This window comes from Aurantimonas sp. Leaf443 (assembly GCF_001425575.1).
GTDB lineage: Bacteria > Pseudomonadota > Alphaproteobacteria > Rhizobiales > Rhizobiaceae > Leaf443.
Genome location: NZ_LMRD01000006.1, coordinates 373,014 through 390,276 on the forward strand (window position 1 = coordinate 373,014; position 17,263 = coordinate 390,276).

Annotated in this window: 23 protein-coding genes; 22 read left to right on the top strand and 1 reads right to left on the bottom strand. The window is 68.1% G+C overall.

Going from position 1 to position 17,263, the window contains the following annotated elements; all coding sequences use genetic code 11:
• The first annotated feature begins 123 nt into the window (after window positions 1-123).
• The 22 genes from motA (at window position 124) to ASG48_RS06520 (ending at window position 15,664) form a co-directional block, all read left to right on the top strand.
• Window positions 124-993, top strand: a complete 870-nt coding sequence (gene motA, locus ASG48_RS06420) for a flagellar motor stator protein MotA (protein WP_055846883.1) — start codon at window positions 124-126, stop codon at window positions 991-993.
• Complete coding sequence (locus ASG48_RS06425) at window positions 990-1,949, top strand: FliM/FliN family flagellar motor switch protein (protein WP_055846887.1); 960 nt, start codon at window positions 990-992, stop codon at window positions 1,947-1,949. Before motA ends, ASG48_RS06425 begins: the two co-directional genes overlap by 4 nt.
• Window positions 1,930-2,535, top strand: a complete 606-nt coding sequence (locus ASG48_RS06430; RefSeq protein WP_055846889.1) for a hypothetical protein — start codon at window positions 1,930-1,932, stop codon at window positions 2,533-2,535. Before ASG48_RS06425 ends, ASG48_RS06430 begins: the two co-directional genes overlap by 20 nt.
• A gap of 241 nt (window positions 2,536-2,776) precedes the next feature.
• The gene (gene fliN, locus ASG48_RS06435; protein WP_244486828.1) at window positions 2,777-3,094 is read left to right on the top strand and encodes a flagellar motor switch protein FliN; all 318 of its coding nucleotides are present in this window, start codon (window positions 2,777-2,779) and stop codon (window positions 3,092-3,094) included.
• Between the two features lie 5 nt (window positions 3,095-3,099).
• A complete protein-coding gene (locus ASG48_RS06440; protein ID WP_055846893.1) occupies window positions 3,100-4,146 on the top strand; it encodes a FliG C-terminal domain-containing protein in 1,047 nt (348 codons plus the stop codon).
• Window positions 4,147-4,318: 172 nt separating this feature from the next.
• Complete coding sequence (flhB, locus tag ASG48_RS06445; protein ID WP_055846897.1) at window positions 4,319-5,407, top strand: flagellar biosynthesis protein FlhB; 1,089 nt, start codon at window positions 4,319-4,321, stop codon at window positions 5,405-5,407.
• 199 nt (window positions 5,408-5,606) lie between these two features.
• Entirely contained in the window at window positions 5,607-6,050 is a 444-nt protein-coding gene (locus ASG48_RS06450; protein ID WP_244486785.1) for a hypothetical protein, read from the top strand.
• 204 nt (window positions 6,051-6,254) lie between these two features.
• Window positions 6,255-6,635 carry a flagellar basal body rod protein FlgB gene (gene flgB, locus ASG48_RS06455; RefSeq protein ID WP_055846902.1) on the top strand — a complete coding sequence of 127 codons (381 nt, stop codon included), beginning with the start codon at window positions 6,255-6,257 and terminating at the stop codon, window positions 6,633-6,635.
• 5 nt (window positions 6,636-6,640) lie between these two features.
• Entirely contained in the window at window positions 6,641-7,054 is a 414-nt protein-coding gene (gene flgC, locus ASG48_RS06460; protein ID WP_055846905.1) for a flagellar basal body rod protein FlgC, read from the top strand.
• A 4-nt stretch (window positions 7,055-7,058) separates the two neighbouring features.
• A complete protein-coding gene (locus tag ASG48_RS06465) occupies window positions 7,059-7,388 on the top strand; it encodes a flagellar hook-basal body complex protein FliE (protein ID WP_055846907.1) in 330 nt (109 codons plus the stop codon).
• Window positions 7,389-7,402: 14 nt separating this feature from the next.
• Complete coding sequence (gene flgG / locus ASG48_RS06470) at window positions 7,403-8,185, top strand: flagellar basal-body rod protein FlgG (protein ID WP_055846910.1); 783 nt, start codon at window positions 7,403-7,405, stop codon at window positions 8,183-8,185.
• Between the two features lie 98 nt (window positions 8,186-8,283).
• Window positions 8,284-8,763, top strand: coding sequence for a flagellar basal body P-ring formation chaperone FlgA (gene flgA / locus ASG48_RS06475; protein ID WP_055846913.1), 480 nt, complete (start codon window positions 8,284-8,286; stop codon window positions 8,761-8,763).
• Between the two features lie 155 nt (window positions 8,764-8,918).
• Complete coding sequence (gene flgI, locus ASG48_RS06480; RefSeq protein ID WP_055847961.1) at window positions 8,919-9,992, top strand: flagellar basal body P-ring protein FlgI; 1,074 nt, start codon at window positions 8,919-8,921, stop codon at window positions 9,990-9,992.
• Window positions 9,992-10,603, top strand: a complete 612-nt coding sequence (locus ASG48_RS06485; RefSeq protein ID WP_055846916.1) for a MotE family protein — start codon at window positions 9,992-9,994, stop codon at window positions 10,601-10,603. Before flgI ends, ASG48_RS06485 begins: the two co-directional genes overlap by 1 nt.
• Before the next feature lie 3 nt (window positions 10,604-10,606).
• Entirely contained in the window at window positions 10,607-11,320 is a 714-nt protein-coding gene (locus ASG48_RS06490) for a flagellar basal body L-ring protein FlgH (RefSeq protein ID WP_055846919.1), read from the top strand.
• 201 nt (window positions 11,321-11,521) lie between these two features.
• A complete protein-coding gene (locus ASG48_RS06495) occupies window positions 11,522-12,079 on the top strand; it encodes a flagellar basal body-associated FliL family protein (protein ID WP_055846922.1) in 558 nt (185 codons plus the stop codon).
• On the top strand, window positions 12,076-12,858 hold the full coding sequence (gene fliP, locus ASG48_RS06500; RefSeq protein ID WP_055846925.1) for a flagellar type III secretion system pore protein FliP: 783 nt from the start codon (window positions 12,076-12,078) through the stop codon (window positions 12,856-12,858). Before ASG48_RS06495 ends, fliP begins: the two co-directional genes overlap by 4 nt.
• A 63-nt stretch (window positions 12,859-12,921) precedes the next feature.
• Window positions 12,922-13,263 (top strand): hypothetical protein, encoded by a 342-nt coding sequence (locus tag ASG48_RS06505; RefSeq protein WP_055846928.1) that lies wholly within the window; start codon window positions 12,922-12,924, stop codon window positions 13,261-13,263.
• 166 nt (window positions 13,264-13,429) lie between these two features.
• Complete coding sequence (locus tag ASG48_RS06510; protein ID WP_055846931.1) at window positions 13,430-13,831, top strand: hypothetical protein; 402 nt, start codon at window positions 13,430-13,432, stop codon at window positions 13,829-13,831.
• A gap of 149 nt (window positions 13,832-13,980) precedes the next feature.
• On the top strand, window positions 13,981-14,832 hold the full coding sequence (locus ASG48_RS06515) for a methyltransferase domain-containing protein (RefSeq protein WP_055846933.1): 852 nt from the start codon (window positions 13,981-13,983) through the stop codon (window positions 14,830-14,832).
• Window positions 14,829-14,975, top strand: a complete 147-nt coding sequence (locus tag ASG48_RS18225; RefSeq protein WP_156381478.1) for a hypothetical protein — start codon at window positions 14,829-14,831, stop codon at window positions 14,973-14,975. The genes ASG48_RS06515 and ASG48_RS18225 overlap by 4 nt, the downstream gene beginning before the upstream one ends.
• Window positions 14,976-15,361: 386 nt before the next feature.
• On the top strand, window positions 15,362-15,664 hold the full coding sequence (locus ASG48_RS06520) for a hypothetical protein (protein WP_055846935.1): 303 nt from the start codon (window positions 15,362-15,364) through the stop codon (window positions 15,662-15,664).
• 1,288 nt (window positions 15,665-16,952) lie between these two features.
• Here ASG48_RS06520 and ASG48_RS18230 read toward each other — a convergent pair.
• Complete coding sequence (locus tag ASG48_RS18230; protein WP_156381479.1) at window positions 16,953-17,204, bottom strand: hypothetical protein; 252 nt, start codon at window positions 17,202-17,204, stop codon at window positions 16,953-16,955.
• Window positions 17,205-17,263: the final 59 nt, after the last annotated feature.

A 17,263-nucleotide genomic window follows, 5' to 3' on the forward strand; every position in this document is an offset into this window, starting at 1 on the left:
CCCTTCCTCCGGAACGAGCCGGACCTTCGGAAAACTTACTTGCGCCAGCCTGTTCCGGCCCCCGTCAGGCTCGCACAAGTCGCTCTCCCTAACTCATCTGGGACACTGCAAAAGGGAACCGCAATGGGCATCGTCCTCGGACTCATCGTCACGCTGTCTTGCGTGCTCGGCGGCTACATCGCCGGGGGCGGGCATCTCTACGTCCTCTGGCAGCCCTACGAGCTCCTGATCATCCTGGGCGCCTCCTTCGGCACCTTCCTCGTGGCCAACCCGATGAAGGTCGTGAAGGACACGGGCAAGGGCATCCTCGAGGCGTTCAAGAACAAGGTGCCGACGCAGGCCGACTACCTGCAGCTCCTGTCCTGCCTCCACTCGATCATGCGCGAGATGCGCTCCAAGCCGCGTTCGGAGGTCGAGGAGCATGTCGACAATCCGGAGGCCTCGGCGATCTTCTCGGCCTATCCGAAGATCCTCAAGGACAAGGCGATGCTCGCCTTCATCTGCGACTACTGCCGCCTCATCATCATCGGCAACGTCAAGTCCTTCGAGATCGAGGCGCTGATGGACGAGGAGATCCAGACGATCACCCACGACACGATGAAGCCGAAATACGCGCTCCAGGACGTCGCCGACGGCCTGCCCGCGCTCGGCATCGTGGCCGCCGTCCTGGGCATCGTGCACGCCATGGGCGCGCTCGACCAGGGTCCGGAAGTGCTCGGCCATCTCATCGGCGCCGCGCTCGTCGGCACCTTCGCCGGCATCTTCTTCTCCTATGCCGTCTTCGGCCCGCTGGCGACGAAGGTGAAGGTGGTGCGCGAGAAGAACCTGCGCCGCTTCACGATCGTGAAGCAGACGCTGATCGCCTACATCAACGGCGCCATGCCGCAGGTCGCCCTGGAATACGGCCGCAAGACGATCTCCGCCTATGACCGGCCGAGCATCGACCAGGTCGAGAACGAGACGATCGGCGGCGGTGCCCCGCAGGCCGCATGACGCAGGAAGGGACCGAGGGACACATGGCCTCCACCGGCGAACGGACCATCGAGGCGCAGATCCGATCCGCCTCCAAGCTCGAACCCGAGCGCCTGCCGCGGCTGCGGCTCCTGGGCGAGGAATGGGCGCAGAGCGCGGCCGACGCGCTCAACAAGGACTACGCGGCCAAGGTCGCGGTCGTCCTGACCGAGGTTGCCTCGCTCACCGTCTCGGACGGGGCGGGCGAGATCGACGGCCACGCCATGGCCGCGGTCGTGCGCTCCACCAAGTTCCGCGAGATCGGCTTCGCGGTTGCCGACGCGCGCTTCGCCAATGTCTGCGTCGAGGCGACCTTCGGGGGCACGGGCCTTCTCGAAGACACCGTGCGCCCGATGACCAAGCTCGACCGCCAGTTCGTCCAGACGGCGCTCACCACCTTCGTCGCCGCGGGCAACGACCCTTTCGAGCCGGTCCTGCCGCTCGACGTGGCACTCGGCGACTTCTTCTTCGCCGCGATGGACACCGAGTTCGACGAACTCCTGGCGCCCGACGCGCGCGCCTTCATCGAGTTCGCCTTCACCGTCTCGCTCGGCCGCAAGTCCAGCGAGATCCGCGTGGCGCTGCCCGAGCGCATCTTCGCGCCCCATCGCCGCAAGCTGGTCGCCATGCCCGAGGAGGCGCCTCCGATCGCCGACGAGCGCTGGGCGCATGACATCGAGCTCGGCCTGCAGCTCGCGGACCTCGAAGTGCGCGCCATCCTCGACGAGCAGGAGATCACGCTCGGCGACGTCGCGCGATTCCAGCTCGGGCAGACGCTCGTCCTCAACGCGACGATGGAGAGCCTCGTCGTCATCGAATGCGAGGAGACGCGTCTCTTCCGTGGCCGCATGGGCACCTCGCGCGATTCCTATGTCGTGCGCGTGGAGGAGAAGATCGACCCGACCGAGGAGTTCATCGATGACATCCTATGTGATTGATTTCATCCTCATCGCCGCGCTGGTCGTCGTCGGCTGGCGCACGGGCGCGATGTATCGCGAATTGCGGGCGCTGCGACAGGAAAGCTCCAGTTTCGCGCGCGCGCTGAAGGCCTCGGACCTGTCGATCAACAAGGCGGCGCATGCCGTCGTGATGCTGCGCAGCGAGGGCGTCGACACGCTCCGCGCGCTGGAGAAGGCGACGGGCGAGGCCCGCGACCTCGCCCAATGGCTGCACGAGGCCATGGAGACCCCGCTCGCCCGTCAGGCGAGCCCCGCACGGCCCGCTTGCGTCGAGACGTCGGCGATCCCGGCCGAGGCCGCCCCGGCGCCCGCGCCGAGCGCGCCCTCGTCCCGCCCGCAGCGTCCCTTCGGCCGCGTCGGCACGGGCGCCGAGCGCCTCGCCGCGGCCGGCTTCCGGACCGTCGAGCCGATCGCCGTTGCGAGCCTCGAGACGTCCGATCGGGCAGGCGCCGCGCCGGCGATCAAGCTCGATCGCAGCATCGTGCCGCCGATCGTCAAGCCCGAGCGCAGCTTCGCCAAGCGCCTCGAGTCCCGCCTCGCGCCAGCCACGGCGGCTAATCGTTAACGAAGACGGGCCGAAACTCGGCCCGCCGCGAAGAAAGAGGGACGGCGCGCGACGGCCATGAGGGCCACCGGCGCGCCAGGGCCCAAGACGGGGAACGGGTGTCATGATCGACGAAGACGACATCAGCATGCTGGACACGGCTGAGGACGCGCAGGACGATGTCGCCGAGGACGGCGGCTTCTCCTTCGACGGCGGGATGCAGGACTTCGCCGAGGCGCAGGACGAGGACGACGACATCGACATGAGCGCGCTCGCCCCCGGCGTCGCGCCCCGCTCCAAGGCGGATCTGGCGATGATCATGGACATTCCGGTCACGATGCAGGTCGTGCTCGGCACCGCCGTCATGCCGGTCGCCAATCTCGTCAAGCTCGGCCGCGGCGCGGTCGTCAAGCTCGACACCAATATCGGCGATCCCGTCGATCTCATCGTCAACGGCCGCATCGTGGCGCGTGGCGAGGTCGTGGTGCTGGAGACCGAGGAATCGCGCTTCGGCATCACGCTCACCGAGATCGTGCCGCCCGGCTCGCGGCCGCAGCGCACCAAGAACGGCGGCGTCTGACCGCGATGTCCCTTGGCACCTATTCCGAGCTCGGGGGTACGCGGTCCGCCGTCCCCGGTCCCGCCCGCGCGGCGATCATCCTGCTCGCGATGGGCCAGAACGGCGCGTCGCGGGTTCTCAAGCACCTCAACCCGGACGAGATCCGCTCCCTGCGCGAGGCGGTCGCCGGCCACGAGCCGGTGACGGCGCAGGAGATCGAGGATCTCGTCGGCGAATTCCAGGAGGAGTTCAAGGCCGGCCCCGGCCTTGCCGCCCTCGACGACGAGATGGTCAAGCTCCTGCGCGGGGCGCTCTCGAACGACGAGATGACCGCGATCTTCGGCGACGAGAGCTTCATCGATCCCTCGCTGTTCACCGGCCCGACGCGGACCGTCTGGGAGAATCTCGAACGGCTCGGTCCCCAGAAGCTCGCCAAGACGATCCTCGCCGAGCATCCGCAGGTCATCGCGCTCGTCATCTCCAAGCTCAGCGCCGAGGCGTCCGCGGCGACCGTGGCCCAGTTCGAGCCCGGCCTTCGCAACGAGGTCATGCGCCGCGTCCTCTCGGGCGAGACCATGCCCGAGGCGACCGTCGCCCTCGTCGAGGACCGGCTGAACGAGATCTTCGTCGCGGGCTCCGGCAACGAGGAGCGGCAGGCCCGCCGCGCCGCGCTCGCCGAGATCGCCAACCGCATGGAGAAGGTCCAGGCCGACGACTTCATCACCTCGATCGAGACGAGCGAGCCGGAAGAGGCGAGGGCGATCCGCAGCCTGATGTTCGCCTTCGAGGACATCCCGGCGATGCCCAAGAAGTCGCGTCTCCTGCTGTTCGACGACGTGCCGACCGAGACCGTGACCCTCGCGCTGCGCGGCGCCGACGCGGCGCTCGCCGAGGCGGTCACCTCCTCGCTCGCCGCCAGAGCCCGGCGCATGGTGGAAGCCGAGCTCACCCGCCCGGCCGAGGCCAGCAAGAAGGACGTGGCGATCGCGCGCCGCACCATCGCCTCGCTCGCCCTGCGCCTGTCGCAGGAGGGCAAGATCGCGCTGAAGGAAGAGGACGGTTCCGGCGAGTAGCCGGACGCCCGACAAGGGGCGAGGGGCGGCGCTCCTCGGCCCGCCCCCTTTCGGTCGCCGGACATGAGGTCCGGCGCTGCCCCGCAGGGGGTCGCATGACGAAGCCGCCGGGTCGCCGGCGCGCCAGGCCCGCATGAAGCGGGTTCTTAAGACCGGATAGGGCAGGTTCGCCGTGGCCGACAATGCGGAAAAGGACTCCAAGACAGAAGAGGCGACGGAGAAGCGGGTCCGCGACACGATCGAGAAGGGCAATCTGCCCCACTCGCGCGAAGCCCCGATCCTCGCCTCGCTGCTCGCGGGCTTCGCCTTTCTCGCGTTCCAGGTGCGCGGTGTCGCCGGCGGATTCGCATCGGATCTTCGGAGCACCTTCGAGAACCCGAACCAATGGTCGATCGAGAATGGTGCGGACGCCCTTCGATTCCTGCAGACCGTCGCGCTTCAGGCGGGCACGTTCCTGGCGCCCGCCACCGGGCTGTTCCTGGTCGCCGGCATCCTCGCCTCGGTCCTGCAGAACCCGCCGCAGATCAATATCGAGCGCGTGCGGCCCAAATATTCCAACATTTCGCTGGTCCAGGGTTGGAGCCGCCTCTTCGGCGTGCGCGGCTTCACCGAATTCGGCAAGGCGCTGTTCAAGTTCGCAGGCGTCACGATCATCGTCGGCTGGCTGCTCGGCGGGGAGCTGCACACGACGATGAACACGATGTTCTCCGATCCCGCCCAGCTTCCCGAGACGCTGCTCACGCTCGCCATGCAGCTGCTCGCCGCCGTCTCGGTCGCCACGATCGTGCTGGTGGCCGCCGACCTTCTCTTCTCCCGCTTCCACTGGCGGCGCGACCTGCGCATGACCAAGCAGGAGATCAAGGACGAGCACAAGCAGTCCGAGGGCGATCCCGCCATCAAGGCGCGCCAGCGCCAGATCGCGCGCGAGCGCACCCGCAAGCGCATGATGTCGGAGGTGCCCAAGGCCACCCTCGTCATCGCCAACCCGACGCATTACGCCATCGCGCTGCGCTACGTGCGCGAGGAGGGCGGCGCCCCCGTCGTCGTGGCCAAGGGCACCGATCTCGTGGCGCTCAAGATCCGCGAGATCGCCGAGGCGAACGACGTACCGGTGATTGAAGACAAGCTCTTGGCAAGGTCGATGTACGATCATGTCCAGATCGACCAGATGATCCCGCCGCAGTTCTTCAAGGCGGTCGCCGAGTTGATCTACTTCCTGCACACGCGCACGGCGGAACGCCTGGGTCTGGGGACCGCCTGACGAAAGGTCCATGAGGTTCAATAAGGCGGACTGGCGAAATCATCGCGCCGGGAACCGCCCTGCGCAAGCGGCGGACGACGAGACGACCATGGCCTTTGCAGAGGCCGAGAGGCGGTGCTTGCAGCCGTCGAGAGCAACGAAGCGGACCACGCAGGGGCGATCCATCGCCATGGCGTCGGGTCCGGAGTGGACGGGTTTCATGGGTTCTCATTTCATGACGGACTTTCGCAGCAGGCACATGGGCGAGCGGGAGAAGATCCTCGCCGACGGTTTGCGCGAGGTCATCGCCGAGCTGCGTCTCGTCGATGTCGTCGACTACATCGCGTTCCTTCGGCTGGAGCGCATGGCCAACATCGCCGACATCGTCTCCTCTTCGGCGCAGCTCTACATGAAGCCGGGAACGCTCACCTTCGCCGACGACGGCGAGATCACGCTCGGCTGGTCGACGCCGCCGGTGGTCAATCTCGAGATGCTCTTCCGCCATGCCGGGGTCTCCGCCCAGTTCAAGCTCGGCCTCAGCGCCGCCTCGGCCTATGTCGAGATCCACTATCTCGCCTTCGAGAAGACCGACGACGCGCCCGAGGCGAACACCGCCCAGCTCGCCGCCGCCGTCGCCGACGCGCGCTACCGCCCCAAGGCCTGAAGGGGCCGCCGGACGGCCACGCACTGTCAGGACCGGACAGGCTCCGAAGGGGCGGCGAAAGCCGCCCCTTGGTCGTTCCAGGTGCTTCCCCCGGCCGTTAAGGTTTCGTTAAGCTTTTGAAACTCCTGACGTAGCGGCGCCGGCGACAAGCTTCGGACAAGTGCGCGGGCCTAAAAGTCTTTCAGATGCATGAAAGGCTTCCCCATGGATCAGGTCTATCTCTTCGGACTCGCCTCGCGCCGCAGCGAATGGCTCTCGACGCGCCAGACGGTGGTGGCCGAGAACGTCGCCAACGCCAACTCGCCGGGCTTCAAGGCCCGAGACGTCACGCCCTTCCAGGACGTGATGCAGGCCACGCGCCTTGCCATGGCAGGCACGAGCGGCGCGCACATGACGGACGGCGTCGAGACCGGCCTCGTCGTCGAGGACCAGCGCGACCGCTCCTGGGAAGTCACCCATTCCGGCAACTCGGTGAGCCTGGAGCAGGAGATGCTCAAGGCCGGCGAGGTCCAGGCGGACTACTCGCTGACCTCGTCCATCACCAAGGCCTTCCACCGCTTCTATCTCACCTCCGTCAAGGCCTGACGCCCATGGATCCGATCGTCTCCTCCCTCAAGATCGCGGCCAGCGGTCTCGAGGCGCAGTCGAACCGCCTGCGCATCGTCTCGGAAAACATCGCCAACGCGCGCTCCACCGGCGAGACGCCCGGCAGCGATCCCTATCGCCGCAAGACGGTGAGCTTCGAGAGCGAGCTCGACCGGCTGACGGGCGCCAACATGGTCAAGATCGGCCGCTACGACACCGACCGCAGCGATTTCACCATCGAGCACGATCCCGGCAACCCGGCCGCGGACGCGGACGGCTACGTGAAGACGCCGAACGTCAACATGCTCTCGGAAATGGCCGACATGCGCGAGGCCAACCGCTCCTACGAGGCCAACCTGCAGGTCATCAAGCAGGGCCGCGACCTCATCTCCATGACCATCGATCTCCTGAGAGGCTGAGCGGATGATCTCCCCCATCGACGGCGCGAGCGCGCGCCTCTCCACCGGTTCCCTCGGCCTGTCGGGCGTCTCCGCGCCGAGCGCGGCCTCCTTCGGCGGCGCCGGCGCTGTCGGCGCTCCCGATTTCGCCAGCGTCATGAAGCAGGTCGCCAGCGACGCCGTCGGCACGCTCAAGACCTCCGAGACCGTCTCCATCGACGCCATGCACGGCAAGGCCTCGACCCAGGCGGTCGTCGACGCGGTCATGAACGCCGAGCGCACGCTCCAGACGGCCGTCACGCTGCGTGACAAGGTCGTCTCCGCCTATCTCGAAATCTCGCGCATGGCGATCTGAGAAAGACCGATCCGATGAGAGCCCTTGCCATTGCCGCCACCGGCATGAACGCCCAGCAGACCAATGTGGAGGTGATCGCGAACAACATCGCGAACATCAACACCACCGGCTACAAGCGCTCGCGCGCCGAGTTCACCGATCTCCTCTACCAGGTCGAGCGCAAGGCCGGCGTGCCGGCGCGCGGCGGCGAGGGCGTGGTGCCCGAGGGCGTCCAGATCGGCCTCGGCGTGCGCACGGCCGCCGTGCGCACCGTCCATATCCAGGGCTCGCTGCAGCAGACCGGCAACCAGCTCGACGTCGCCATCAACGGCGAGGGCTATCTGCAGGTGCAGGGGCCGGGCGGCGAGACGCTCTACACGCGCGACGGCGCGATGAACACCAACGACCAGGGCCAGATCGTCACGCTCGACGGCTTCCTCCTCGACCCGCAGATCACCGTGCCGCAGGAGACGACCAAGATCTCGATCAACCGCTCGGGCGAGGTCTATGCCACGGTCAACGGCGCCGAGCAGCTGCTCGGCCAGCTGACGCTCGTCACCTTCGCCAACAATCCCGGCCTGTCGGCGCGCGGCGGCAACCTCTTCGGCGAGACCGAGGCCTCGGGCGCGGCGGTCGCCGGCGTTCCCGGCGATCCCGGCTACGGCACGATCGAGCAGGCCTATCTCGAAGATTCCAACGTCGATCCGGTCAAGGAGATCTCCGAACTCATCTCCGCCCAGCGCGCCTACGAGATGAACTCCAAGGTCATCCAAGCGGCCGACGACATGTCCGGCGTCGTCTCCAAGGGCATCCGCTGACGTCCCGAGAGCCCGCGCGGGCCCTTCGCCGCGGCCTCCGGAGCCGCGGCACGGCAGATCGCCTCCTCCTTCCAAAGATCGCAGAAAGGCTCGCGGACATGGTCCGACCGAAGACCCTGGCGCGCCTCGCGGCGCCGCTCCTCGGCCTCGCGGCGCTCCTCCAGGCCCAGGCGCCCGCCGGTGCCGCCGAGCTGACGCTGCCGGTGCCGACCGTGGTCATCTATCCAGGCCAGTCGATCCTGGAGAAGGGCGTGTCCACGCAGCGCTTCAAGCTGCCGGCCGAAAAGATCGCCGCCTATGTGGTCGAGGACGGCATGCTCATCGAGAAGCTGGCGCGGCGCACGCTGCTGCCGGGCCAGCCGATCCTCCTCTCGGACCTGCGCTCGCCCGACCTGGTGCGCGCCGGCGTGCCGACGCCCATCACCTATTCCGAACCCGGCGTGTTGATCCAGGGCCTCGGCATCCCGCTCGCCTCGGCGGGGGAGGGCGACATGGTGCGCGTGCGCAATTCCGACAGCGGCATCACCATCAGCGGCATCGTCGCCGCGGACGGCTCCATCGCGGTGCTGGCCCAGTGACGCGCCCCTTCTCCATCCGCGTCGCGCGGCTCGCCGCCGCCCTCCTGACGCTGTTCCAGACCACGCCCGTCTTCTCGGCCGACTATCTCCAGGGCCAGGCCGCGGACGGCGTGGCCTACGAGGCCGGCATCGGCGCGCGCGAGAGTTTCCGCACCGTGCGCCCCGGCCAGAACGCCCTGCGCACCACGGGCGTGCGCATCAAGGACGTGACGACCATCAAGGGCGTGCGCGAGAACCAGCTCGTCGGCTACGGCCTCGTCATCGGCCTGCAGGGCACGGGCGATTCCCTGCGCAACTCGCCCTTCACCGAGCAGTCGCTGCAGTCGATGCTCGACCGCATGGGCGTCAACGTGCGCAGCAACAATCCGCGCACCAAGAACGTCGCGGCCGTCGTCGTCACCGCCGAGCTTCCCGCCTTCGTCGGCATCGGCTCGCGCATCGACGTGTCCGTCTCCTCGCTCGGAGACGCGCAGTCGCTGATGGGCGGCACGCTCGTCATGACGCCGCTCTACGGCGCCGACGGCGAGATCTACGCCGTCAGCCAGGGTTCGCTCGCCGTCTCCGGTTTCACCTCCGAGGGCGAGAGCGAGCGTCTGACGCAGGGCGTGCCGACGGCCGGGCGCATCGCGGGAGGCGCGATCATCGAGCGCGAGGTGCCGCGCGCCACCGTCGAGACCGACAAGATCACGATGGAACTGCGCAATCCCGACTACCGGACCGCGATCCGCGTCGTCGACGCCATCAACGCCTACGCCTCGCAGCGCTACGGAACCCTCGTGGCGCGCGAGAACGACCTGCGCTCGATCTCGCTGACGCGGCCGGGCAAGATCTCCTCCACGCGCTTCATCGCCGAACTCGGGGACCTGAAGATCGAGCCGGACCAGGCCGCCAAGGTCGTCATCGACGAGCGCACCGGCACCGTCGTCATCGGCAACGAGGTCCAGATCTCGACCGTCGCGGTGACCCACGGAAACCTCACCGTGCGCATCACCGAGATGCCGAACGTCTCGCAGCCGGCGCCCTTCTCGAACGGGCAGACGGTCGTGACCTCCGACACGCTGGTGGAAGCCAATCAGGAAGGCGGCAACTTCGCCTTCGTCGCCGGCGCCAATCTCGAAACCGTGGTGCGCGGTCTCAACCGCCTCGGCCTGAAGCCGACCGGGATCATCGCGATCCTGCAGGCAATCAAGACCTCGGGCGCCCTGCAAGCCGAACTGGTGGTCCAGTGATGTCGATCCAGACGAAAACCCGTCCCGCGCTTCGCGGCCTCTCCGCCGCCCTGTGCCTCGGTGCCTTCCTGATGCAGGCCTGCGCGGCGCGGGCGGAAGAGGCCAAGGCCGGCGCGGACGCCAGGCCCGAACCCGTCACGAAGGTGCGCGTCGTCTCGCCGGACGGGCGAACCGAACTGGTCGCGCCCGAGCCCTCCGAGGTCGAGCGCTACTGCGCGGCCATCGCCGATCCGGCCCGCGACACCCGCGCCGGGCTCCAGCAGAAACGCCTGCAGGAGCTCGAGGCCCAGGTGAGCGCCAAGGTCGACGAGCTCGAGGCCAAGCGCCGCGAATACCAGGACTGGCTGGAGCAGCGCCGGGCCTTCATCGAATCCACCTCCACGATCATGCTCGACATCTACGCCAAGATGAAGCCGGACGCGGCGGCCTCGCAGCTCGCCGGCATCGAGCGCACCACGGCGGCGTCCATCATCGCCAAGCTGAAGTCGCGCCAGGCCGGCGACATCCTCGCCGAGATGCCGGCCGAGGTCGCCGCCGAGATCGCCAACCTCATCGTCGAGAAGACCGACAAGGCGGCCGCCAACGCCGTCAGCGCCAAGCGGCAGGGATAGACCATGCGTTCCAAGATCCTCCTCGCGCTGGCCGGGCTTGCCGCCCTCGGCGGCTGCTCGACGACCCGCGAAGACTTCAACACCGCGCCGGCCCTCTCGCCGCCGGGCGCCGGCCTCTACCAGTATCAGGGCTACGTGCAGCCCGTCGGCTACCAGCCGACGCTGGGGCCGCGCGCCAACTCGCTCTTCACCGACCGCAATTCGGACTATTTCCGCGACACGCGCGCCCTCGACGTCGGCGATATCGTGACCGTGCGCATCGCCATTTCCGACAAGGCCAAGCTCGACAACAACTCCAAGCGCTCGCGCGAGTCGGGCGTCGATATCGGCGCCGACGTGAACCCGACCTATAACGGCTCSCCCTTCCTCGGCACGCTCGGCGGCAAGATCGGCCTGACGGGCGGGACGAACACGGCCGGCAAGGGGACGGTGGACCGTTCGGAGAAGATCAATCTCTCGGTCGCCGCGCAGGTCACGCAGGTCCTGCCGAACGGCAACCTCTTCATCTCGGGCCAGCAGGAGATCCGCGTCAACTACGAGGTGCGCGTCCTGTCCATCGCCGGTGTCATCCGGCCGGGCGACATCCTGCCCGACAACACGATCCCCTACGACAAGATCGCCGAGGCGCGCATCTCCTACGGCGGGCGCGGGCGCCTGACCGAGGTGCAGCAGCCCGGCTGGGGCCAGCAGGTGCTCGACGCGGCGATGCCCTACTGACGCGGCACACCGGCAGGACCACGATGCGAGGCGGGGAGGGCGTCCTTCCCGCCCCGCACGCCGTGGCGGCTCCGCTCCCCGCCGCGCGGTCGGCAAGCCTCGTGTCAGGTCGATCCCCTACATCCTGAGACCAGGCGGCCGCCATGATGGCGCCCGTCGCGCTGGGCGAGCCACGCCCGTCGTGCGAAGGATCTGGCAGAGATGACCGACTTGAGCGGCAGCGATCTCGCCGCGGCGATGATCGCCGAGGCGGCCGGGGGCGAGAAGAAGGCCTCCAAGTTCAGCCTGAAGAGCATCCTGCCCGTCGCCATCCTCACGGTGGTCGCCATCGCCGGCGGCACCGGCGTGGGCATTCTCCTGTCCGGCAACAGGGCGGCCGCCCCCGAGGCGCCCGTCGCCCATGCCCCGGCCGAGGCCGAGGCGGTGGACGAGGCGCAGGCGGCCGCCGCGCGCGCCTCGCAGGACGATCCCATCGTGCTCGTGCCGCTGAAGACGACCATGACCGAGATCGCCTCGCCGCCCAAGACGCGCGTGCGCCTCGATGCGTCGATCCTCATCCATTCCAAGGACGTCGAGGCGCCCGACGTGCTCGCCGCCGAGATCCAGGCCGACACGCTCGCCTTCCTGCGCACGATCGACCTCGTGCAGATCGAGGGCGCGCGCGGCCTCCTGCATCTTCGCGAGGACCTTCGCGAGCGCGCCAAGCTGCGCTCGCCGGCGGTCGTCGACTATCTCGTCCAGTCGCTGGTCGCCGAATGACGCGGGCCGGCCTTCTCGCGGCGCTTCTCCTCGCGGCGAGCCCGGCGCTCGCGCAGGACGGCGGTTCCATCGCGGATGCCGCGCGCGACCTGACCTCGCTCATCCCCGCGGGCGATGCCGCCGTTTCCGGGCGCATCGTGCAGCTCTTCGGCATCGTGACGGTGCTCTCGGTGGCGCCCGGCCTCCTGGTGATGGTCACCTCCTTCACCCGCATCGTCATCGCGCTCTCCATCATGCGCACGGGGCTCGGCCTGCAGTCGACGCCGGCCAATCTCATCCTCATCTCGCTGTCGCTGTTCATGACCTTCTTCGTCATGTCGCCGACCTTCGACCAGGCCTGGCGCGAGGGGCTGAAGCCGCTCATCGACAACCAGATCGCCGAGGAGGAGGCCTTCGAGCGCATCGTCGACCCGTTCCGCGACTTCATGCTGAGCCAGGTGCGCCCGCAGGACCTCGCTCTGTTCGGCGACATCTCCGCCGCCGAGAGCCGCTCGCGCGTCGAGCCGATCGAGCAGGGCGACGGCGAGGGCGAGATCACGGACCTGCGCATCATCGTGCCGGCCTTCATGATCTCCGAACTGCGCCGCGGCTTCGAGATCGGTTTCCTGATCGTTCTGCCCTTCCTCGTCATCGACCTCATTGTGGCGACGCTGACCATGTCGATGGGCATGATGATGCTGCCGCCGACCGTGATCTCGCTGCCGTTCAAGATCCTGTTCTTCGTCCTCATCGACGGCTGGAACATGCTCGTCGGCTCGCTCACGCGCTCGTTCTTCTAGCGGGCGGATCGCGGCGCCACCTTCGAGCGTTGCCGTCTCATCCTCCTCGAGACGAGACACGCCATGCCCCTTCGAACGACCCTCCTCGCGCTCTGCGCCGCCGCTTCCCTTCCGGCGGCCGCGCTCGCGCAGTCGAACCTCGACGCGCCGATCCCGAGCCGCGGCACGCTGGTGCGCAGCACCGATGCCGTGGCGCTGCCCGAGACCGGCGCCAACAGCAACCTGCCGGGCGTCGGCTCCGGCGCGCGGGACGCGGACCGCACGATCTACGGGCCGGGCGGCCTTGCCAACGGCGTCGGCGCCATCGGCAGCGGCCCGCCGTCCACCTCCTCGCACAATCCGGTGACGCTCGATCCCGGCAGCACGAACCCGCTCGGGCTGAGCTTCGACGGCGGCCGGTCCTGAGCCGTCCACGGACGGCGGGCGCGGCGCTTCGGCGCCGCGTTCCATCCGCGCCGCGCACTTTCTTGTGACGGTCCTCGCCCGGCAGACCCGCAACCATCAGGCAGACATGCCGTTGTTGAGGCAAGCCAATCGGCTCACACACCGAACGATACCGAGGAATTGCCCCATGAAGATCCTGACCGCCGCCGCCGTTCTCGCCCTGATGGCCTCGCCGGCCCTCGCCCAGTCCTCGCCCGCTCAGGAAGCCGGCACGATGGCTCCCGCCAACGGCGCGGCCCCGATCGCCTCGACGGTCGACAACAGCAATTCGCAGGCCCAGGCCACCGGCACCGTGCAGCAGAACGGCACGTCCGTGACGCAGACGCCGACCGATGCGGCCGCCAGCTCCGCCACTGGCACGATGACGGGCACGGGCACGGACGCCATGTCCACCTCGTCCACGAAGATGCTGCCGGCCGGCACGCCCTCGACCGGCGCCTCGACGGCGCGCAGCGGCGAGGCCGGTGCCTCCAGCGACGAGGTCACGACACCCTCGGGTGGCGTGGTTCCCGGCCAGACACCGAACTGATCGGTCTCACCGGTCGCATGACGAAAGCGGTGCCCTCGGGCGCCGCTTTTTTCGTTTGCGCGCCCCGTCCGCGCGGCTTTCGCGGGCCGGAGCCCGTGCTAGGGAGACGGAACGGAGCGCCTGGGGCGCGCGGGCGAAGGATGGGTGCGATGGCGGGGATCGAGGACGAGGGCGGGGCCGAGGCGGCGGGCTTCGACGAGGACGCGCTGAGCATCGCCTATGCGCGGGCGCTCGCGGCGGAGAAGGCGGGGCGGCCCGACGAGGCGGCCGAGGCCTATCGCGAATGCCTCGCCATCGACCCGGACGACCATTGCGGCGCGCAGCTGCGGCTCGCGGCGATCGGGCAGGGCGAGGTGCCGGCCTCGGCGGGCGACGCCTATGTGGCCACGCTCTTCGACCAGCATGCGGACGATTTCGAGACCATTCTCGTCGACCAGCTGCACTATGGCGTGCCGGATCTGCTGGCGGAAAAGCTCGCCGCGCTCGGCCTCGGGCCCTTCTCGCGGGTCCTGGATCTCGGCTGCGGCACGGGGCTCGCCGGCGAGGCGCTGCGCGAGGCGGTGACGGGCACGCTGATCGGCGTCGACCTCTCGGAGGGCATGATCGAGACGGCCTTCGACAAGGAGGTCTACGACCATCTCTATATCGGCGAGGCCGTCGGCTTTCTCGAGGAGTTCGAGGAGGACGAGCCCTTCGACCTGATGGTGGCCGCCGACATGCTGCCCTATCTCGGCGCGCTCGACCCTCTTCTGGCGGGCGTGACGGCGCGGCTCGTGCCCGGCGGCCTCTTCGCCTTCTCCTCCGAGACGCTGCCGGAGGCTGAATTCGCGGGCGCCGGCTTCAAGGTGGGACGCGCGCACCGCTTCCACCACGCGCTGCCCTACGTGACCGAACGCCTCGCCACGCACGGGTTCGAACGCCTCTCGGCCGACGAGATCGTGGTGCGCCTGCAGGAGAACGAGCCGGCGCCGGGCCATCTCGTCGTGGCGCGGCGCCGGTGAGGCGGTCGGCCCGAACCCTCGCGGCGCTGGCGGCCGTGGCGGCGCTTCTCGGCGGTTGCGCGGCCAACGAGGCCGGGCGCGAGCCGCCGGCGGGGTTCGAGACGCCCTCGGGCGGTCTGGTGCCCGGGCAGGTGCCGCGCTGAGCGGGCTCGGCGGGGACGACCGGGCGCGGCGGAGCTCCCGAGCTGCGGCCGGCGGCGGCAGCAGGATCGCGGCCGGTGCTCGGGGCCTGGGGATGATGCGCCGGCGTCCTTGCCAGCGCGGGCCGCGTCTGCGAGGGCTCGGGGCCGACCAGGTGCTCAACGAAAGGCCGCGCCCCATGAAGATCCTCGCTTCCCTCCTCCTCGCGACGCTGGCGCTTTCGGCCTGCACGCAGACGACCGATCGCGGCTGGCGCAAGCAGGCCGAGATGATGGACACCGCCGTTCCCCGCTGATCCCGGCCGTCCGGCGCGCGGGAACTGCGGCGCGGCCCGACGGTTCTTCGAGGGACAGGCCGCGCCGCGGCGCGGCGCCTTCGGAGACATGCCATGAGACGGACCGCCCTCGCGCTTCTCCTCCTCGCCGGCCTCGGCGCTTCGGCTCAGGCCGAGCCGCGTCAGGGCGAGGGCCCGGTGCGGCTCTCGCCGCGCGAGGCGGCGGCGGCCGAGCGCATCCGTCTGCGGGACGGCACGGTCGTCACGCGTGTCGGCGACGGCGGAATTCCCTGGCTCTTCGGGTTCGGCAGCGTCTACGGCAAGGCCTCGGCGCGCGAAGTGGTGGACGGGCAGACCGATTCCATCCTGCGCTCGACGCCCTCGAACGGGCTCGTGCCGGGTCAGGACCCGAAATAGACGCCCGACGCCGATCGGCCGAGGCACGGGTCGAAGGCCCGCGCCCGCATGGCGCCGCTTCGAGCCGTCCGGCCGTCGGGGCCGCGCCTCGGATCCGGGCGCCAAGCGCGACCGGTCGGCCTTATCTCCCCGCCGACAGGGGCGCGCGCTCGCACCGCCGACGCGGCCGGGCGGGTTCGACGAGCCGCTCGGCGCCGGGGGCGACCATGAAGGAGCGGCCGACCCCCGGCGTTCCACGCGAATGCTGCGGGGCTTGCCCGCCGGGTGCCTGCCCGGCGGCTGACAGAACCTTCGACCGGGCGGCTTCCCCGGCCTCAAGCGGCGTGAGCCCGAAATTTGTCCCTGGCCACACGGCTTTCGGGGTTCCCTCGGGTTGGTCCGCGGCGAAGGCTTTTAATCGCCCCCGCCGGTCCTGCCTCGTCCCGCCCGGGCGGCGACCCCTCCGGAAGAGGCCCTCCACCCGGATCCGCCCGCCGGCCTCCGAACGATCCCGGCGATCGTCCGCGCTTGTGGCGTGAGCCGGCGGTGAGGGGAGTATGGGAGACGGGCGGAGGGGTGGGGATAAGTTTTGGAGTCAAACTACGTCGAGCATCAGCCGTAGTTATCTCGGACCATTCACTGAGCGTCCATGGCAGCTTACTATTGTAGAAAGCTCCCGCTGTGAAAGACCTTTTCTCATTTTTGGCCTTCACGTCTGTCCGATATACGCTGCTTCGTCTACACTCCACCGTATCCCACGACGCTTCATGAAGCTTTCATTTAAACCCGGAATTCGTCGCTATACTCCTTCAACGGCCTGTACAAAAAAACCGCCAAGCAGGATGAATAATAAAGCGCAGTAAAAATAAGTATACATAGAAGCGAAATTTTTCGATTCGAATCCACCGGATTCATGGAGAAATATATTATAAGAGATGTTGAGTAAATCATAATGGCGCTAATAAAGAAGTGATTTACGCCAAAATACCTGAATGACTTCATCACAAACAATTGCCAAGACACAAATAGAGCGGATGATACTGCAAAATAAGCCGCGGAAGCCCACGCCGAGTAAATGAAAATACCAATGTATACGTTGAATAAGCTTGCGAGTGTCGGTAATTTGTATGTGGCATCATTGGCGTTCCAGCCAATATAGAGGATTGATGTGTAAAATAACACTGCAGATGGGATTGTGGCACTCGCGAAAATCCAGGCTGCGAAGGCACGCAATCCCACCCTCGATAGTAAAAGCAGCATAGTCACGTTAAGGCACCACCCGCTCCCGCAGACGCGAAAGAGTTTGCGCTCAAAAGAAAATACCAGAAGTTGCGTCTTGGCGAAGTGTATTGGTTCGCGGTTCGTGAGGTTGATAACGCACGCTGACTAAGCTGGCCCGCGTAAAACTTTGAACCGCCTCATCGGCAAGCCCAGCCAGCCGCCCCGACGTTGGGTCCGCCTGGATGCGGGCGTCGAGGGCAGCGAGCCTTGGACGGAAGGGTGCGAGTTCTTCCGGCGACAAGGTGACGACGGCCGGTTCGATCCTGTCGAGGCGGGTCATCGGGAGGCTCCGTGCGAGCGTTCGAATGAGTGCGTCGTGGATCATGACCCCGACGCATC

What these genes read in the sequence shown, in the direction of transcription:
- motA (WP_055846883.1), top strand. Translation starts at nt 124, where the DNA reads ATGGGCATCGTCCTCGGACTCATCGTCACGCTGTCTTGCGTGCTCGGC.
- ASG48_RS06425 (WP_055846887.1), top strand. Translation starts at nt 990, where the DNA reads ATGACGCAGGAAGGGACCGAGGGACACATGGCCTCCACCGGCGAACGG.
- ASG48_RS06430 (WP_055846889.1), top strand. Translation starts at nt 1,930, where the DNA reads ATGACATCCTATGTGATTGATTTCATCCTCATCGCCGCGCTGGTCGTC.
- fliN (WP_244486828.1), top strand. Translation starts at nt 2,777, where the DNA reads ATGAGCGCGCTCGCCCCCGGCGTCGCGCCCCGCTCCAAGGCGGATCTG.
- ASG48_RS06440 (WP_055846893.1), top strand. Translation starts at nt 3,100, where the DNA reads ATGTCCCTTGGCACCTATTCCGAGCTCGGGGGTACGCGGTCCGCCGTC.
- ASG48_RS06450 (WP_244486785.1), top strand. Translation starts at nt 5,607, where the DNA reads ATGGGTTCTCATTTCATGACGGACTTTCGCAGCAGGCACATGGGCGAG.
- flgB (WP_055846902.1), top strand. Translation starts at nt 6,255, where the DNA reads ATGGATCAGGTCTATCTCTTCGGACTCGCCTCGCGCCGCAGCGAATGG.
- flgC (WP_055846905.1), top strand. Translation starts at nt 6,641, where the DNA reads ATGGATCCGATCGTCTCCTCCCTCAAGATCGCGGCCAGCGGTCTCGAG.
- ASG48_RS06465 (WP_055846907.1), top strand. Translation starts at nt 7,059, where the DNA reads ATGATCTCCCCCATCGACGGCGCGAGCGCGCGCCTCTCCACCGGTTCC.
- flgG (WP_055846910.1), top strand. Translation starts at nt 7,403, where the DNA reads ATGAGAGCCCTTGCCATTGCCGCCACCGGCATGAACGCCCAGCAGACC.
- flgA (WP_055846913.1), top strand. Translation starts at nt 8,284, where the DNA reads ATGGTCCGACCGAAGACCCTGGCGCGCCTCGCGGCGCCGCTCCTCGGC.
- ASG48_RS06485 (WP_055846916.1), top strand. Translation starts at nt 9,992, where the DNA reads ATGTCGATCCAGACGAAAACCCGTCCCGCGCTTCGCGGCCTCTCCGCC.
- ASG48_RS06495 (WP_055846922.1), top strand. Translation starts at nt 11,522, where the DNA reads ATGACCGACTTGAGCGGCAGCGATCTCGCCGCGGCGATGATCGCCGAG.
- fliP (WP_055846925.1), top strand. Translation starts at nt 12,076, where the DNA reads ATGACGCGGGCCGGCCTTCTCGCGGCGCTTCTCCTCGCGGCGAGCCCG.
- ASG48_RS06505 (WP_055846928.1), top strand. Translation starts at nt 12,922, where the DNA reads ATGCCCCTTCGAACGACCCTCCTCGCGCTCTGCGCCGCCGCTTCCCTT.
- ASG48_RS06510 (WP_055846931.1), top strand. Translation starts at nt 13,430, where the DNA reads ATGAAGATCCTGACCGCCGCCGCCGTTCTCGCCCTGATGGCCTCGCCG.
- ASG48_RS06515 (WP_055846933.1), top strand. Translation starts at nt 13,981, where the DNA reads ATGGCGGGGATCGAGGACGAGGGCGGGGCCGAGGCGGCGGGCTTCGAC.
- ASG48_RS06520 (WP_055846935.1), top strand. Translation starts at nt 15,362, where the DNA reads ATGAGACGGACCGCCCTCGCGCTTCTCCTCCTCGCCGGCCTCGGCGCT.
- ASG48_RS18230 (WP_156381479.1), bottom strand. Translation starts at nt 17,204, where the DNA reads ATGACCCGCCTCGACAGGATCGAACCGGCCGTCGTCACCTTGTCGCCG.